Source organism: Sphingopyxis sp. MG, from assembly GCF_002953155.1.
Classification (GTDB): domain Bacteria; phylum Pseudomonadota; class Alphaproteobacteria; order Sphingomonadales; family Sphingomonadaceae; genus Sphingopyxis; species Sphingopyxis granuli.
This window is the reverse complement of the sequence record NZ_CP026381.1, coordinates 3,610,224-3,627,302: the sequence shown is the minus strand read 5'-3', so window position 1 is coordinate 3,627,302 and position 17,079 is coordinate 3,610,224. Positions and strand designations below refer to the sequence as shown.

At 66.7% G+C, this 17,079-nt stretch carries 15 protein-coding genes and 1 tRNA gene; 7 read left to right on the top strand and 9 right to left on the bottom strand.

Annotated features, from left to right (window positions below; genetic code table 11):
* Positions 1-14: 14 nt before the first annotated feature.
* On the bottom strand, positions 15-218 hold the full coding sequence (locus C3E99_RS16585) for a zinc-finger domain-containing protein (protein WP_067111751.1): 204 nt from the start codon (positions 216-218) through the stop codon (positions 15-17).
* A 51-nt stretch (positions 219-269) separates the two neighbouring features.
* Positions 270-830 carry a DUF4402 domain-containing protein gene (locus C3E99_RS16580; RefSeq protein WP_234002517.1) on the bottom strand — a complete coding sequence of 187 codons (561 nt, stop codon included), beginning with the start codon at positions 828-830 and terminating at the stop codon, positions 270-272.
* A 109-nt stretch (positions 831-939) separates the two neighbouring features.
* Between C3E99_RS16580 and C3E99_RS16575 the strand changes: the two genes are divergently transcribed.
* Genes C3E99_RS16575 through nadB form a run of 3 tightly spaced genes read left to right on the top strand, consistent with a single transcriptional unit; the run spans position 940 to position 3,888 of the window.
* On the top strand, positions 940-1,863 hold the full coding sequence (locus C3E99_RS16575) for an ABC transporter ATP-binding protein (protein ID WP_067187208.1): 924 nt from the start codon (positions 940-942) through the stop codon (positions 1,861-1,863).
* Complete coding sequence (locus C3E99_RS16570) at positions 1,856-2,305, top strand: endonuclease domain-containing protein (protein ID WP_076077351.1); 450 nt, start codon at positions 1,856-1,858, stop codon at positions 2,303-2,305. The genes C3E99_RS16575 and C3E99_RS16570 overlap by 8 nt, the downstream gene beginning before the upstream one ends.
* Positions 2,302-3,888, top strand: a complete 1,587-nt coding sequence (gene nadB / locus C3E99_RS16565; RefSeq protein ID WP_067186448.1) for an L-aspartate oxidase — start codon at positions 2,302-2,304, stop codon at positions 3,886-3,888. The genes C3E99_RS16570 and nadB overlap by 4 nt, the downstream gene beginning before the upstream one ends.
* Before the next feature lie 55 nt (positions 3,889-3,943).
* Here the strand turns inward: nadB and C3E99_RS16560 are convergent, their stop codons facing one another.
* Together C3E99_RS16560 and C3E99_RS16555 are read right to left on the bottom strand one after the other, a co-directional pair.
* The gene (locus C3E99_RS16560) at positions 3,944-4,327 is read right to left on the bottom strand and encodes a GxxExxY protein (protein ID WP_067186446.1); all 384 of its coding nucleotides are present in this window, start codon (positions 4,325-4,327) and stop codon (positions 3,944-3,946) included.
* 45 nt (positions 4,328-4,372) lie between these two features.
* Complete coding sequence (locus C3E99_RS16555) at positions 4,373-5,575, bottom strand: M20 metallopeptidase family protein (RefSeq protein WP_082737383.1); 1,203 nt, start codon at positions 5,573-5,575, stop codon at positions 4,373-4,375.
* 159 nt (positions 5,576-5,734) lie between these two features.
* On the opposite strand from C3E99_RS16555, the gene C3E99_RS16550 reads away from it, so the two are divergent.
* On the top strand, positions 5,735-7,006 hold the full coding sequence (locus C3E99_RS16550) for a dipeptidase (RefSeq protein WP_067186443.1): 1,272 nt from the start codon (positions 5,735-5,737) through the stop codon (positions 7,004-7,006).
* Positions 7,007-7,015: 9 nt separating this feature from the next.
* On the opposite strand, the gene C3E99_RS16545 is transcribed toward C3E99_RS16550, so the two are convergent.
* Complete coding sequence (locus C3E99_RS16545) at positions 7,016-7,438, bottom strand: DoxX family protein (RefSeq protein ID WP_067186441.1); 423 nt, start codon at positions 7,436-7,438, stop codon at positions 7,016-7,018.
* Positions 7,438-8,742: an FAD-dependent oxidoreductase gene (locus C3E99_RS16540; protein ID WP_067186439.1), complete on the bottom strand. Its 1,305-nt coding sequence runs from the start codon at positions 8,740-8,742 to the stop codon at positions 7,438-7,440. Before C3E99_RS16540 ends, C3E99_RS16545 begins: the two co-directional genes overlap by 1 nt.
* A gap of 154 nt (positions 8,743-8,896) precedes the next feature.
* Between C3E99_RS16540 and C3E99_RS16535 the strand changes: the two genes are divergently transcribed.
* A tRNA-Gln gene (locus tag C3E99_RS16535) sits at positions 8,897-8,970 on the top strand.
* An 86-nt stretch (positions 8,971-9,056) separates the two neighbouring features.
* Here C3E99_RS16535 and C3E99_RS16530 read toward each other — a convergent pair.
* Positions 9,057-11,324 carry an FdhF/YdeP family oxidoreductase gene (locus C3E99_RS16530; protein WP_067186437.1) on the bottom strand — a complete coding sequence of 756 codons (2,268 nt, stop codon included), beginning with the start codon at positions 11,322-11,324 and terminating at the stop codon, positions 9,057-9,059.
* A 162-nt stretch (positions 11,325-11,486) separates the two neighbouring features.
* Here C3E99_RS16530 and fdhD point away from each other — a divergent pair, with 162 nt between their 5' ends.
* The gene (gene fdhD / locus C3E99_RS16525; RefSeq protein WP_234002516.1) at positions 11,487-12,293 is read left to right on the top strand and encodes a formate dehydrogenase accessory sulfurtransferase FdhD; all 807 of its coding nucleotides are present in this window, start codon (positions 11,487-11,489) and stop codon (positions 12,291-12,293) included.
* Between the two features lie 21 nt (positions 12,294-12,314).
* On the opposite strand, the gene C3E99_RS16520 is transcribed toward fdhD, so the two are convergent.
* Positions 12,315-13,643 (bottom strand): ATP-binding protein, encoded by a 1,329-nt coding sequence (locus tag C3E99_RS16520; RefSeq protein ID WP_158682344.1) that lies wholly within the window; start codon positions 13,641-13,643, stop codon positions 12,315-12,317.
* 8 nt (positions 13,644-13,651) lie between these two features.
* Positions 13,652-14,431, bottom strand: a complete 780-nt coding sequence (locus C3E99_RS16515) for a response regulator transcription factor (protein ID WP_067186432.1) — start codon at positions 14,429-14,431, stop codon at positions 13,652-13,654.
* A gap of 89 nt (positions 14,432-14,520) precedes the next feature.
* Here C3E99_RS16515 and C3E99_RS16510 point away from each other — a divergent pair, with 89 nt between their 5' ends.
* On the top strand, positions 14,521-16,890 hold the full coding sequence (locus C3E99_RS16510) for a TonB-dependent receptor domain-containing protein (RefSeq protein ID WP_067186430.1): 2,370 nt from the start codon (positions 14,521-14,523) through the stop codon (positions 16,888-16,890).
* The last annotated feature ends 189 nt before the right edge of the window (positions 16,891-17,079 follow it).

The window sequence follows — 17,079 nt, the reverse complement described above, 5'->3', positions numbered from 1 at the left end:
TTTGGCTGCCGACCTCAGTCGTGATCGGCGACGCCGCCGATCAGCACGAAGCGGCGATCGCAATAGCCGCAGTCGATGAAGCCGTCGTCGGGATCGATCTCCAGCCACACGCGCGGGTGGCCGAGCGCGGCATGAGTGAGGCCGTCGCCTGTGCCGTCGCAGGCGATGCGGGTTTTCGAGACGCGAAGCGTTTCGGGGGCGGGGGCAGCGTTGGTCATCGCCGGCGCCCATAGCAAGCGCGGCGGGCCTCGGCAATCGGCTGCGGACGGTCAGAGATAGTCGAGCGTGATGGTGAAGCTGCCGCTGTAATCGCCCGGTGCCTGATTCGCGTTGACCTCGAGCGTCGCGCCGACCGGAAAGTTGAAATTGCCGAGCGTGGAGGTGATGCGAAAGCGCGTCGGCGCGGTCGACAGCATCGCGGTCGGCGTGCTGCCGATCTCGAAATCGCGCACGCGCATCCGCTGGCCGGGCCCGGTGATCCAGATGCTGTTGGCGCCGAGCGAGATGTTGACCTGCCGGTTATAGCTGCCGAGGCCGGCGAAGCGCGCCGGTTCGCCGCCGCCGCCGGCCAGCGTGACGCCGCCGGTGCGCGTGCGCGCGCCGTCGGGGGCGACGCGCACCGTTCCGGCGCCGATCGCCGCGACGATGTCGCCAAAATCGAGGTCGCTCACCTTGAAGAAGGACAGCGGCCGCAGCACGATGGCGTCCGCTTCGCCCTGGGCGCTGGCCTGGGCGAAGGCCGGCGCGCCGATGGCCGGGGCCATGGTGAGCGCGCAGGCGGCGATGCCGCGCAGCAGGGGCTGCGGGGATAGGGTGTGTCTGGTCCTCACCCGCTTTCCTCTAGCGGCGATGTCGGAAAATAGCGTTGCCCATCGTGGTAAAGAAATGCTTGCCGTCCAGCCCCTTTCGTCCGCGCGGGGCGAAGGCTATGGAGGCGCGATGAGTGAAGCCGCGATCCGCATCGACGCCGTCTCCAAAATCTATGCCGGCGGCAAGCAGGCGCTCGACCATGTCAGCTTCGAGGTGCCGCGCGGGCAGATATTCGGCCTGCTCGGCCCCAATGGCGCGGGCAAGTCGACGCTGATCAACATCCTCGCCGGATTGATCAACAAGACGAGCGGCCGCGCCAGCATCTGGGGCTTCGACATCGACGCCGATCCGCGCAACGCCAAATATTCGATCGGCATCGTGCCGCAGGAAATCGTCTTCGACCCCTTTTTCACCCCCTATGAGACGCTCGAGATCCAGGCCGGGCTCTATGGCGTGCCGAAGGCGCAGCGCATTTCGGACGAACTGCTCGCCGCGGTGCACCTCGCCGACAAGCGCGACGCCTACGCCCGCACCCTGTCGGGCGGGATGAAGCGCCGCCTGCTCGTCGCCAAGGCGATGGTCCACTCGCCGCCGATCATCGTCCTCGACGAACCGACCGCCGGGGTCGACATCGAGCTTCGCCAGCAGCTCTGGGACTATGTCCAGCGCCTCAACGACCGCGGCGTCACCGTGGTGCTGACCACCCATTATCTGGAAGAGGCCGAGGAGCTGTGCGATCGCATCGCGATCATCAACCACGGCCGGCTGATCGCCAACAAGCCGACGCGCGAGATGGTCGACATGGCGCGCGAGAAGGTGGTGGTGGTCACGCTCGACCGCGACGTCACGGTGCTGCCGTCGCACCCCGCCTTCGACCGGGTCGAGCGCGAGGGCGAGCGCGGGCTCGCCATCGCCTACAACAAGGACCGGATGAATGCGGGCGAGGTGCTCGCGGCGGTGAATGCGATGGGCCATGGCATCGTCGACGTCTCGACGCGCGAAGCCGATCTGGAGGACGTGTTCCTGAACCTGACGCGGGCGGCGAATGGATGAAAGCAGCGCTTTTCCTCCCCTCCCGCAGGCGGGAGGGGCCGGGGGTGGGCCTGTCCGCAAGTTTCGCCCGCGCGAGACGCTGAAAGCGCAAAGGCTTCGCCGGGAAGCCACGCCGTCCGAACGAATATTATGGCGCGCATTGTCCAGGCGCCAGCTCGAAGGCTGGAAATTCAGCAGGCAAATGCCGATAGGCCCCTATGTGGCCGATTTTCTTTGTCGCGAAGCAAAGCTGGTCGTCGAACTCGATGGTATCTCTCATGAATCGCGACAGGATGAAGATCGGCGCAGGGATGGCTATCTGCGCTCGCAAGGGTATCAGACGCTACGTTTTGCAAACGCCGATGTTGTGTCGAATCTGGAAGGTGTGTTGATGGCGATTCTTGCCGCGTTGAATTCGGGCCCACCCCCGACCCCTCCCGCCTGCGGGAGGGGAGGCGCATGACCGGAGCAGCATCCCACGACGTCATCATCATCGGCTCCGGTGCCGCGGGGCTGACCGCGGCGATCAGCCTTGCCGACCATTGCCGGGTGCTCGTCCTCGCCAAGGGCAATCTGACCGGCGGGTCGACCGCCTGGGCGCAGGGCGGGATCGCGGCGGTGCTCGACGCCGGCGACACGTTCGAAAATCATATCGAGGACACGATGGTCGCGGGCGCGGGGCTCAACCGGCGCGAAACGGTCGAGTGCGTCGTCGAGAATGCGCCGCATGCCATCGAACGGCTGATCCAGATGGGCGTCCCCTTCAACATGGAAAAAGGCGCGCTGCATCTGACGCGCGAGGGCGGGCATTCGCACCGCCGCATCGTCCATGTCGACGACGCGACCGGCTGGGCGGTGCAGGCGGCGCTGCTCAAGACGGCGGAGGAGCACCCGAACATCACGCTGCTGCCGGGACAGGCGTGCATCGACCTGATCACCGGCCGGCACGAGGAACGCTATTCGGGGTCGGGCCGCGTCTGGGGCGTCTATGCGCTCGACGAGGCGACCGGGCAGGTCCACGCGCATGTCGGCCGCGCGACGATCCTCGCCAGCGGCGGGGCGGGGCGCGTCTATCAATTCTCGACCGCGCCGCGCGGCGCGACCGGCGACGGCATCGCGATGGCGTGGCGCGCGGGCGCGCGCGTCTCCAACATGGAGATGATGCAGTTCCACCCGACCTGCCTCTACAATCTGGAGGTCAAGAATTTTCTGATCACCGAGGCGGTGCGCGGCGAAGGCGGGATATTGAAGCATCCGGTGACTGGCCACCGCTACATGCCCGATTACGACCCGCGCGCCGAACTGGCGCCGCGCGACGTCGTCGCGCGCGCGAACGACGACCAGATCAAGCGCTACGGCCTCGACTATGTCCACCTCGACATCAGCGACCGCGATCCCGCTTTCGTCGCGGGGCATTTCCCGAACATCCACGAAAAGCTGCTGACGCTCGGCATCGACATGACGACGGGGCCGATCCCGGTGGTACCGGCGCAGCATTATACATGCGGCGGAGTATTGATCGACCTCGCCGGGCGCACCGACCTGCCCGGCCTCTACGCCGCGGGCGAATGCACCGAAAGCGGGCTGCACGGCGCGAATCGCCTCGCGTCGAACAGCCTGCTCGAATGCTTCGTGTTCGGCGAGGCGGCGGCACGCGACATCGTCGCGCGCTGGGACGCACTCGACGCGCCCCCGGCGATCCGCCCGTGGGACGAAAGCCGCGTCACCGATTCGGATGAAGAGGTGGTCATCAAGCAGAACTGGACCGAGATTCGCCGCTTCATGTGGAATTACGTCGGCATCGTCCGCACGACCAAGCGGCTCGAACGCGCGCAGCACCGCATCAACATGCTGACGCACGAGATCGAGGATTATTACGGCCATTTCCGCGTGACGACCGACCTGATCGAACTGCGCAACCTGCTACAATGCGCCGAACTGATCGTCCGCAGCGCCCTCCACCGCAAGGAAAGCCGCGGGCTGCACTATACGCTCGACTATCCCGACATGCTGCCCGAGGCGGTCGACACGGTCTTGGTGCCTTGAGGTTGGCGTAGGAAAATCTCACGCAAAGGCGCGAAGGCGCAAAGAAGAAAATATGTCAGCCGCGATAATTGTTCGCGACGCGCCGGATGCCCTCTTTGAAGGTTTCACCGCCAAAGTTAATGAGCAGGCCGAGCGGAAGGTCGAGCAGGCGAAGATAGGTCAGCACCTGTTTGCCGTGCAGCGGCGATAGCCGCTCCACCGATTTGAGTTCGACGAGCAATTTTCCGTCGATCAGAAGGTCGGCCCGAAAGCCTTCGGGCAATTCGACGCCATCATAGCGGATCGGAATCGGCGCCTGTCTCTGAACGCCGAGGCCACGACGTGCGAGTTGGTCGAACATGATCGCCTCATAGACCGATTCGAGCAGTCCCGGACCCAGATTCTTGTGCAAATGAAATCCGCAATCGACGGTGATTCTCGCCAATTCCTCGATATCCAATATCGCCCCTCCTTTGCGCCTTCGCGCCTTTGCGTGAGATTTTCTCTATCCGAACCCCTCGCTCAGAAACTGTTCCGCCAGCGCCGCGTGGAGCGCCGCGCCGCGTGCCATGACCTTTTCGTCGAGCACCATGCGGTTCGAATGCAGGCCGCAGCACGACCGCCAGTCGCTGCCTGCCTCGCTCGCGCCCAGCCAGAACATCGCGCCGGGCACCTTTTCGAGGACGTAGGAGAAATCCTCCGCGCCCATCACCGGATTGTCCATCGTCAGCCACGCCGCCTCGCCGAACGTCGATTCGACCACCGACTGGCCGAAGGCGACGGCGCGGCTGTCGCAGATGGTGACGGGGAAGCCTTCCTCGATATCCACCTCGGCGGTGCAGCCGTGCGCTTCGGCGATCGCGGGGGCGAGGCGCTTCAGTTCCTTCGCGACCATCGCGCGGCAGTGCGGCGACAGGGTGCGGATCGTGCCGAGCATCTCGGCCGTTTCTGGGATGATGTTGTACGTCGTACCCGCCGCGATCTTCGCGACGGTGACGACCGCGGGGTCGAAGACCGAGACGCGGCGCGTCACCATCGTCTGGATCGCGGTGACGATCTCGCAGGCCACGGGAATCGGGTCGACCGCGTCCTGCGGCATCGAGGCATGGCCGCCCGCGCCCTTGACGGTGATCTGGAGCACGTCGGACGAGGCGAGCAGCGGCCCGGCGCGCCCGGCGAAGACGCCGTGCGGTGCGTTGGGCATGATGTGGAGCGCGAAGGCAGCATCGGGCAGCGGATCGAGCAGGCCGTCCTCCAGCATGAAGCGCGCGCCGTGGTGCCCCTCCTCGCCCGGCTGGAACATGAACATCACCGTGCCGGCCAACCGCTCGCGCGCCGCGCACAGCAGCTTTGCCGCGCCGACGAGCATCGCGACATGGGTGTCGTGCCCGCAGGCGTGCATCGCGCCGCTGGTTTCGGACGTGAAATCGAGTCCGGTGTCCTCGACCAGCGGCAGCGCGTCCATGTCGCCGCGCAGCAGCACGGTGCGGCCGTTGGCGGGGCCGCGGAGGATGGCGACCAGGCCGGTGGTCGACGGCCCCTCGCGCAGTTCGAGCGGCAGTCCGGCGAGTGCATCCTTGATCTTCGCGAGCGTCTTCGGATTCTGCAGGCCCAGCTCGGGTTCGCGGTGGATCGCGCGGCGCAGGGTGACGAGGTCGTCGAGAAGCGTCTCGGCTTCGGTGGGCCAGCCTCGGGCCATGTCGGTCATGTTGATATTTCTCCAGACGAAAGATGCGCGGCGAAACGGCAATGCTGCGCCGCGCGGACTCGCGCGTCAAGCCGGACCGCCGCGCCGCGGGGTGCGGCTGGCATCGACGATCGAAATTGGGGCTCGATTTCCGCGTCGCGGCGCTTAAGGTCGCGCCCCATGACCAGAACCATGCTCCTCGGCGGCCTTGCCGCCCTCGCCCTTGTTTCCGTTCCCGCCGCGGCGCAGTCGTCGCCCGAGGCGGTCGCCGAGGCCGCGCTCAAGGCCGCGCCGGTGTTCGACGGCCACAACGACGTGCCCTGGGCGCTGCGCGGGCGCGTGGGCAACATGATCAACGATTTCGATTTCCGCGACACGCAGCACACCGCGAAGCCCGGCGCGACGCCGCCGGTTCAGCCGATGCACACCGATCTTGCGCGGCTGCGCAAGGGGCGCGTCGGCGCGCAATTCTGGTCGGTCTACGTCCCGTCGAACGACGATGAATCCGAAGCGGTCGTGCAGACGCTCGAACAGATCGACGTGATGAAGCGGCTCATCGCGCGCTATCCCGACGACCTCGCTCTGGCGACGAATTCGGCCGAGCTCGAAAAGGCGATGAAGGCGGGCCGGATCGCCGGCATGCTGGGGATGGAAGGCGGCCAGTCGATCGCCTCCTCGCTGGCGGTGCTGCGCGACATGTATGCGCTCGGCGCGCGCTACATGACGCTGACGCACGGCCGGGCGACCCCGTGGGGCGACAGCGCCACCGATGCGCCGGTGCACGACGGGCTGACCGATTTCGGGCGCCAGGTGGTGCAGGAGATGAACCGCCTCGGCATGATCGTCGACCTCAGCCACACCAGCGAGGCGACGATGAAGGACGCGCTCGAAGCGTCGCGCGCGCCGGTGATGTTCAGCCATTCGGGAGTGCGCGGGATCAACGATCATCCGCGCAACGTCCCCGATTCGGTGCTCCCGCTCGTCAAGGCGAACGGCGGCATCGTCATGGTCGTGCTGCTGCCCGGCTTCCTCGATGCCGACGTCCGCGCGCACGGCCTGTCGCGCACCGCCGAGCAGGCGCGGCTGAAGGCGCAGTATCCGGGCGATCCCGCCGCGGCGAAAAGGGCGCTGGCCGACTGGGACAGGGCGAACCCCGCGCCGACGACCGATGTCGCGAAGGTGGCCGACCATGTCGACTATCTGAAGAAAGCGATCGGGGTCGACCACATCGGGCTCGGCGGCGATTATGACGGTATGGATTCGGCGCCGGTCGGGATGGAGGACGTGTCGGGCTATCCGGCGCTATTCGTCGAGTTGGCGAAGCGCGGCTACACGCAGGCCGAGCTTCAGAAGATCGCCAGCGGCAACATGCTGCGCGTGCTGAAGGCGGTCGAGACCTATGCCGCGAGCCGCAAGGGGCAACCGCCGATCGAAACCCCGGTCGTGAAATAGCGCTGCGCGCTATGGTCGGCGTGCGCGCTCGCGGGCGTGCCGTCGCCCGAACGGCCATTCGATTGCGCCGCTCGTCCATAGCGCCCACCAGATGATCAGAGGTTGTGCGGCGAGGCGCGGCGCGTGATATCCCCAGCCCAGCGTCGTGCCGTCGATCGCGATATGATGAACCGCATGATGCACATTGGCGGGCCAGACGCACAGCGCATAGAGGGCGAGCGCCCAGCCGGCCGTCCGGCGCATGGCGGGAAAAAGCAGCCCCGCTGCCCCTGCAATCTCCGCAACGCCGGTCGCCGCGACGACGAAAGCGGGCTGCGGCACCCACGGCGGGGTGATGGCGAGGAAGGGCGCGGGCGTCGCCAGATGTCGGTAGCCCGCATAGGCATAAGCGAGCGCGAGCAGCCAGCGCAGCGCCGCGCGGGCGTGCTCCATCAGCGGCCGATAGCGGCGAGCATCGCCTCGACGCTGGTGAACTTCTCGCGCGGATTGCCGTCGAGCGCGGCCTTGACCTCGGCGTCCTCGATCCGCCGCCAGTCGCGGAAGGTGACGGGCGTCACGCCGCGGCTCGCGAGCAGCGCGTCGAGGCCGGGTCGCCCCGCCTTGCCGGCGCCGCGGCCGATGTCCGCGAGCACCATCTCGGCGATGTGCATGCCGTCGGGCTTGTTGGTGCCGATCGTCCCGCTCGGTCCGCGCCGCGCCCAGCCGACGCAATAGAGGCCGGGCAGGATGCGCCCCTCGTCGTTGGCGAAGCGGCCGCGGCCATGCTCATAGGGGACGCCGGGGATCGGCGGCGTCTGGTAACCGATGCAGCTGATCACCAGCCCCGCCTCGATCGCGTAGCGCTCGCCGGTGCCGTGGCTGCGCAGTTCGGCGTCGAGTTCGGTCTTCTCGACGATGACGCGCTGGACGCGGCCGTTCCCGCTCTCGGTGCCCTCGATCGCGACTGGCATGGCGAAGAAGTCGAAATCGATCGTCACCGGCTTGGCGACCGGATTGGCGGCGAAACTGCGCAGATGCGTCACCGACTTGCGCATGCCGGGTTCGAGCATCGCATCGTCGCCCTCCTGCGGCAGGTCGGCGGGGTCGACGCGCGGGCTGGCGCGCTCGAGATGGCCCAGCTCGCCAAGCTCCTTCGGCGTCATCGCGATCTGGTGCGGGCCGCGGCGGCCGAGGATGTGGATATGCCGCACGCCGCTCGCCGCCAGCGCTTCGCGCGCGTGCGCGACGATGTCGCTGCCGGCGAACTCGGCGGGCGTCTTGGCGAGGATGCGCGCGACGTCGAGCGCGACATTGCCGTTGCCGATCACCGCGACGCCGGGGGCGTCGAGCGGCGGATTCAGGTCGGCGAAATCGGGGTGGCCGTTGTACCAGCCGACGAAGGCCGCGCTGCCGATCACGCCCGGGCGGTCGGCCCCCGGAATCGCGAGCGGCCGGTCGTGCGGCGCGCCGGTGGCGAGCACGACGGCGTCGTAAAGATCGGTCAGTTCGTCGATGCCGACATCGCTGCCGACCGCGACATGGCCGACGAAGCGGACATTGTCGGTCAGCGCGACGCCTTCATAGCGCCGCGACACCGCCTTGATCGACTGATGGTCGGGGGCGACTCCGGTGCGGATCAGGCCATAGGGGACGGGCAGGCGGTCGATGACGTCGATCGCGATATCGTCGGCTTTCTGCAAGGTTTCGGCGGTATAATAGCCCGCCGGGCCCGACCCGACGATCGCGACATGACGCATCAGTCCACCTCCATCGGCGGGGCCTGCACCCGGGGAGCGGCCCCATTGTTATCGACGCGATGCTAGCGGCGATTCGCGCGAGGGCAAGCGTGCTTGTGCATGGGCGTACCGGCCTTGACAGGACGGTCGCGCAATCATATTGCGCCCGCCTCATTGCCCCGTCGTCTAATGGTAAGACTACGGATTCTGATTCCGTCTATCGAGGTTCGAATCCTCGCGGGGCATCCATCGCAAATGCTGCATGATCGAATGCTCGGCCCGCTGCGAAATCGGGCGTCGCGGTCGCCATGGGAATCTCCTGCCGGTGCGGAGGTTCAGGCGGGCACCACGCGGACCGGAATCGATTTGGCCGCTGGCGTGCCGCTCATCCGGTCGTAATGGTCGAGCGGCAGCAGCGGATTGAGTTCGGGGTAATAGCCTGCGACCGCGCCGCGCGGCATCGGATAGTCGATGATCGTGAGCGCATCGACCCGCCGCCGAACCCCGTTGGTGCTGATCGTTTCGAGCGCGACGGTCGCGCCCTTTTCCAGCCCGCGCGCGATGCGGTCGTCCGCGTTCATGAACAGGATCATGCGATCGTTGTAGACGCCGCGATAGCGGTCGCTGTAGCTGTAGATTGTCGTGTTGAACTGATCGTGCGAACGCACCGTCGCCAGCCTCAGCATCGCGGGGTCGTCGACCCGCGCGTCGACTTCCAGACCCGGCAGCAGCAGGAAATTCGCCTTGCCGTTCGGGGTCGGCCAGACCAGCCGCCGCGGCGGGATGTCGAGATGGAATCCCTTCGGGTCCCGGATCCGCGCCGGGAAGTCGGCGTAGATTTCGGGATAGACGTCGGCGATCCGGTCACGGATGAGGCCATAGTCGTGGATATAGGATTCCCAGGGAATCCGGCTGTCGGGAAGCGTCGCCATCGCGATGCGGCAGACGATCTCCACCTCGGACTTCAGATGTTCGCTCGCGGGCTCCAGCACGCCGCGCGACGCCGTGACGTTCGACATCGAATCCTCGATCGTGACGAACTGCTCGCCCGCCGCCGTCTCGATCCGTTCGGAGCGTGCGATCACCGGCAGGATGAGCGCGTCGCGGCCATGGACGAGGTGGCCGCGGTTGAGCTTGGTGGCGATGCCGACGGTCAGCGCCAGCCCGCGCATCGCCGAATAGGCCAGATCGGTATCGGGCACGGCGCGGACAAAATTGCCGCCCATGCCGATGAAGACCTTCGCGGTGCCCTTCAGCATCGCCTCCACCGATTCGACGGTGTGGTGCCCATGCTCGCGCGGGGGTTCGAACCCGAAGACATCGCGCACGCGGTCGAGATAGGCCTGCGAGGGCCTTTCGTTGATGCCGACGGTCCGGTCGCCCTGGACGTTGGAATGGCCGCGGATGGGGGAGATTCCGGCGCCCGGCCGCCCGAAATTGCCCTTGAGGAGAAGGATGTTCGCGACCTGCTGGACGAGCTGCGAACCCAGTTGATGCTGAGTCAGTCCCATGCCGTAGCAGATGATGGTCGCCTTCGAGCGGATGTAGATTTCGGCGCATCGCCGGATCTGGGCTTCCTCGACGCCGGAATGGGCGACGATGTCGGCCCAGTCGAGCGCCATCACCTCGTCGCGCACCGCCTCCAGGCCCGACGTATGCTCGGCGATGAAGGCGTGGTCGAGGACCGGCTCGCCCTGCGCCTCGCGCTCGAACATGACCTTCATCATGCCCTTGAGTATCGCCAGATCGCCGCCGATTCGGACGTGGACGAATTCGCTGGCGATCGGCGTCGAACCGAATGTGGCCATCTGGACGACGTCCTGCGGCTCGGTGAACTTGATGAGCGCGCGTTCGGGCATCGGATTGATCGCCACGATCGGGATGCCGCGTTTGCGCGCCTCGACCAGATTGGTCATCATGCGCGGCGAATTGGTGCCGGTATTCTGTCCGATGATGAAGATCGCCTCGGCATGCTCGAAATCCTCGAGCACGACCGTGCCCTTGCCGACCCCGATGGACGGCGGCAGGCCCCGGCTCGTCGGCTCGTGGCACATGTTCGAGCAGTCGGGAAAATTGTTGGTGCCGAACTGGCGCACGAAGATGGAATAAAGGAAGGCGGCCTCGTTGGGCGTTCGGCCGGACGTATAGAATTCCGCTTCATGCGGGCTGTCGAGCGCGCGCAGATGCTCGCCGATCAGCGCGAAGGCCTCGTCCCATGGGCAGGGCACATATCTGTCGCTCGCCGGATCGTACCGCATCGGCTCGGTGAGGCGTCCCTGCATTTCGAGCCAATAGTCGGATTTCTCCATGAGCGCGGTGACGCTGTGTTCGGCGAAGAACTCGCGCGTCACCCGGAACTTCGTGGCCTCATGCGCCAGCGCCTTCGCGCCGTTTTCGCAGAATTCCAGCGTCTTCTTGCAGTCGGCGTCGGGAAAGGCGCAGCTCGGGCATTTGAAGCCGCCCGGTTGATTCATGGCGAGCAACGCGCGCGACCCCTTGGTGACGACGCTCTGTTCGAGGAGCACCTTGGCGGTCGCCGCGGCCGCGCCCCAGCCTCCGGCCGGGCGGTCGTAGGGCTTGTAGCGCGGAGTGTCGTCAGCCATGATCAGCCATGTCCCATATGTCGGGGCAACTAAGCACGTCGGGCGCTCCTTTTCCACCGGCTATCGCATCCCGGTCTCGTGCGAGAATGGGGAAGCTGCGGCCCCGCGCGCGCCGAACCACGGCCGGTCCGCCAGACGATGCGTGAACGAGGTACGACGATCTTGCCCGAATTACGGACCATCGAACTTGCGGTGCGCCGGATCGGCCTGGCCGATCCGGGCGATTCCGAACTGCGGCGCAGCATTGCGATCGAGATGCCCGTCTCGATCGAGATATGCGGAATCGGCTATGCGGTCATGATGGCGACGCCGTCCGATCTGCGGGATTACGCCCTCGGTTTCGCGCTCAGCGAGGGCATGATCGAGCGGATCGACCAGATCCTTTCGGTCGATGTTCACGCAGTCGAAGGGGGGATGGTCGCCCGCATCGCCTTGCCCGCCGAACATGCCGACCGGGCCTTCGATCGCGCGCGGCTGCGCGTCACCGAAAGCAGTTGCGGCATCTGCGGGATGGAGAATATCGCCCAGGTCCTGAGGCCGCTGCCCGAGGTGAAGGCGCGGATCGCGACCGATCGCGGCGCGATCGCCCGCGCGCTGGCGGCGCTGCACGATCATCAGCCGCTGGGGCAGGCCACGGGCGCGGTGCACGCCGCGGCATTCTGTACGCCCGACGGCGCGATCCTGCGCGCCCGCGAGGATGTCGGGCGGCACAATGCGCTCGACAAGCTGATCGGGGCGCTCGCCGGCGAAGGCATCGACCCCGGCACCGGTTTCATCCTGCTCACCGCGCGTTGCAGCTACGAGCTGGTGGAAAAAACCGTTCGCGCCGGCTGCCCGGTGCTGGTCACCATCTCTGCGCCGACCAGCCTCGCGGTCGAACGCGCGGCGAAGGCGGGCCTGACGCTGGTCGCGCTCGCGCGGCCGGACGCGGCGCTCGTCGTCTGCGACCGTCACGGCAATATCGGATGACGATGCCGGAATCCGTCAGCCTCAAGCCCCTTCGGTGGAATTCGGAAAGGCCAGACGAGCCTTCAGGCCCCCGAGCGGACTGTTGGCGAGGATCAGCTTTCCGCCCATCGTGGCCATGGCGCGGTCGGCGGCCGCGAGGCCGAGACCGGCGCCGCCGGGCCGTTGCGCTGCTCCGACCTCCAGACGCCGGAACGGCAGCACGGCTTCCGCGCGCAGCTCGGGGGCAATGCCGGGTCCGTCGTCGTCGATGTCGATCGCTATGGCTTCGGGGTCGGTGTGCATCGATACGTCGATCCGCCGCGCATGACGGCGGGCGTTGTCGATCAGGTTGGTGATCGCGCGCTTCATCGCCACCGGCCTCGCCATCGTCTCGAACCTGTCTGGCCCCTGATAGCGGATGTCGGCCCCCAGATCCGCGGCCGTGTCCACCGCGGTCGTCACGATGGCCGCAAGGTCGACGAGCCGGGGCGCTTCCTCATCGCCGCTGCGGAAATAGGATAGCGTCGACCCGATGAAATGTTCCATCTCGCGAAGGTCCACGGCCATCGCTTCGCGCGTCTCGGGGTCGTCGATCAGCGATGCGCGCAGATGCAGGCGCTGGATCGGCGTGCGCAGGTCGTGCGACACGGCGATCAGCGATTGCGTATGATCGTCCATCGTCCGGATCAGCCGCGCCTGCATCGCGGAAAAGGCGGCGGCGACGCGGCGGACCTCGGGCGGCCCGTCGATGCGGAAGGCGCCGGTGCGGCCGTGCCCCGTCGCGTCCGCGGCTTCGGCGAGATCGCGCAGCGGTCGAATGAGCGCGCGAACCATCAGAACCGCGACCAGCAGCACGCTCAGCGTCAGCAGCAGGTGCATCGCGACGACCATGTTCGGACGCGGCGGGGCGCCCAGAAAGGGGCTGATGCGAAATGTCACGAACGAGCCGTCGGCAAGACGGCGCGCGCCGAGAAGGTCGCGCCGCCCCGGCGCGGTGGAGGGAATCAGGGTCAGCCGCAACTCGCCCGCGGCCAGGCTCGGCTCGCTGCGGGTCATCCGGTCGCGCATCGCGCCGAGCCGGACCGGCGCCGCGCCGATGTCGGTGATCACGGTCCGCGCCACCCAGTTGAGCGTCATGCCGTCGCCGGCGAGCGCATGCATCGCACGCCCCCGGTCGGGCACCGGCGCGGCGACCGCGACACGCTCCGCCTCGACCAGCCGCGCGGCGATGCGGCGAACCTGGTCCGCCGAAACGAGTTCGGGTTCCTGCCAGCGGTGCAGCGCGATGTTGCCGAGCAGTTCGAGCAGCAGCGCCGCCGCCACGACGAGCGCGATCCGCCCGACCATCCCCATCGATCGCAGGTGCCGCATCGCCATCGTCAGTCGGCGCGGACGTCGACCGCGAGCATGTAGCCGCCGCCGCGGATCGTGCGGATGATCGGCCGCGATTTCCGTCCGTCCCCCAGCTTGCGGCGCAGGCGGCTGATCAGCACGTCGATGCTGCGGTCGTTCGGCGTGCCGATCCGGCTGCGCGTCATCTCGATCAGCCGCTCGCGGCCGATCATGCGCTGCGGATGGCGCAGGAGCGCCAGCAGCAGTTCATGCTCCGCCGCGGTCAGCTCGACCTCCGCGCCCGACGGCGAAATCAGCTCGCAGCGCCGCGAATGATAGCGCCAGCCGGCGAAGTCGAATTGCTCCGGCGCCGGAATGTCGAGCGGCACGTGCGGGTCGCTGACGCGGCGCAGCACCGCGCGCACGCGTGCAAGGACCTCCGCCCGGCCGAACGGCTTGGCGATATAGTCGTCGGCGCCCATGTCCAGGCCCGTGACGCGGTCGCTTTCCTGCCCGCGGGCGCTGATCATGATGATCGGGACTTGGCTGCGCGCCCGCACCATGCGGCAGATGTCGAGGCCGCTTTCGCCCGGCAGCATGATGTCGAGCAGGACCAGATCGACCGGACGCTCGGTCATGGCGGCCTCCAGTTCGCGGCCGTCGGCGGCGCCGGTCACGTCGTAGCCGCATTCGCGCAGGATGCGGGCGAGCAGCGTGCGGACGCCCGCATCGTCGTCGACGATGACGATGTGGTGCGCGATAGCCGGTATCCGGACCGGCCGGTCGCCTGGCGCCAATTGTAACAAAGTGTTGCTCCTGCCTGTCATTCGCGCATTCCGGATTGACCGGACGCCCGCTTGGCATCAGGTCGCGCCCCGACATTCTTGCTAATTATTCGCAATATCGGGGGAATACAATGACCACTATTGTTCGCGCTCGCACGCTCCGCCTCGGCGAAGGCGCAGCCCTGTCCGTTCTGGCCGCGCTGATCGCCGTTCCGGCCTGCGCGGTCGAGGCGGACGATCAGTCCGACGCCATCGTCGTCACCGCGGCGGGCTTCGAGCAGAAGATCACCGATGCGCCCGCCAGCATCACCGTGGTGACCGAGGCGGAGCTGCGCCAGCGTCCCTACATCACGCTGATCGACGCGGTGCGCGACATCGAGGGGGTCGACGTCGGCGAGACGTCGGACAAGACCGGGCAGCGGACGATCAGCATCCGTGGCATGGGGTCCGACTATACGCTGATCATGATCGACGGTCGGCGTCAGAACAATCATGGCGACATCTACCCCAACAGCTTCGGCGGCAACCAGTTCAATCATATTCCGCCGCTCGACGCCATCGAACGGATCGAGGTCATTCGCGGTCCCGCCTCGACGCTCTATGGCGCCGACGCGCTGGGCGGGGTGATCAACATCATCACCAAGAAGGTTCTCGATCGCTGGAGCGGGTCGGCGACGATCGGCCGCAGCATCCAGGAGGATACGGCCTTCGGCGACGACATGACGTTCGACGCCAATCTCAGCGGCCCGGTGGTGCCCGGCGTCATCGGCCTGAAGCTGCGCGGCTCGATCTACAAGCGCTATCCGTCCGAGCCCGATTTCGCGCCGGCGGTCGACCCGGCCGGCGTATCGCACGTTCGCGGCCTGGGTTTCGGTACCGGCGGCAAGACGGTGAAGAACACCAACCGCAGCTATGGCGGCTCGATCAGCTTCACTCCGTCGCCCGACCACAGCTTCGTCTTCGACATCGATTATTCGAAGCAGGTCTATGACAACACGCCGATCGTCAATCCCGGCACCGGCGCGATCACCTATCCGCTCGGGACGCTCGACGGGATCGAGAGCATCTGGCGCGCGAGCGGCGGCGTCGTGCAGCCGCGCGTCGGCTATACCGAAGAACAGGTCTTCGACCGGCTCAACTGGGCCGTCACGCATCATGGCGACTGGGGCTTCGCGCGCAGCTTCGTCTCGCTCGCCTATGTGAAGACGAACAACAAGGGCCGCACCATGCCCTTCTCGGTCGCCGAGCGCCTGCTGCTGCAACAGATGTACAGCGGGACCGGCGCCTATGCCGGGCTGACGACTGCGCAGCGCCGCGCGCTTGCCGAATCCACCTTCCTGCCGCGCCCGCTTCGCACGCTGGAAAGTGCGCAATATACGCTCGACGCGCGCGTCGACATCCCGGTCGAGAATTTCGCCGGCCGGCATCATTTCGTGATCGGCGGCCAATATATCGACGGGGCGCTCGACGACGGGGTCTTCGGCCTCGAAGCATCGGTCGGCGGGATCGACGCCGTGCAGGACCACAAGATCTGGTCGCTGTTCGCCGAGGACAACTGGACCATCGTCGACGGGTTCACGGTCACCGGCGGGCTGCGCTACGACGACCATAATCTGTTCGGAGGGCATCTCAGCCCGCGCCTCTATGCCAACTTCGAGATCAACCCGACCCTGACGCTGAAGGGCGGGGTCAGCACGGGCTACAAGACGCCCAAGACCACCGATCTCTACGACGGCATTCGCGGTTTCGGCAGCCAGGGCACCAGTCCCTTCATCGGCAACCCCGATCTGAAGCCCGAGACCAGCGTCAACAGCGAGATCGCGCTCTACTGGAACCCGTCACCGCACAGCGGCATCAACGTCACGCTGTTCCACAACAAGTTCAAGGACAAGATCGCTTCGACAGTTGTCCAACCCTGCGCGGTGACCAATTTCGTGCGGCCCTGCGCCAATCTCGGCGACTATTGGGCCGTGCTGGGGCTCGGCGGCACGATCAGCGTGCCGATCAACATCGACAAGGCGCGCATCAAGGGCGCCGAGGTGGCGGGGCGCTACCAGTTCTTCCCCGGCCTCTCGATCCGCGCCAACTACACCTATACCGACAGCAAGCAGTTGACCGGCAATTCTGCGGGGCAGCCGCTGACCCAGACGGCAAAGCATATGGCCAATGCGACGCTCGACTGGCAGGTAGCGGATGGCCTGTCGGCGCAGCTTTCAGCCGAGCATCGCTCGCGTCGATATCGTGGTCTTGATGGGAGCGGCAATCATCTTTTCTACAAGAGCTATCAGGTGCTGAATCTGGGTGCGCAATATCGCATCAACGATCACCTGACCTTCGCCGCGCGCGTCAACAACCTGCTGGATCAGGACTTCCGCGCCTATGATGTCGATTTCGGTGTCCCGGATCCGGTGAGCGGTGCCTACTCGCCGACCTACGTTGATCACTACAACAACAAGGACAAGGCGCGCAGCTACTGGGTGAGCCTGAACGCGCGCTTCTAGGACAAGGGGGCCAGGTCCCCGTCGAGAGCAAGGCGAACGCTCCGCCGGTCGGCCGATTCCTTCCTGGGGATCGATCGACCGGCGGTTCTTGTTTGGGGCGTGCTCGTCCTTGAACGAAACATCTTCGTGTCCCCGCCTCCGCGGGAGCGCATGGTTGTCCGCCGTAACGATCACTCCTCGCTTTCGCGC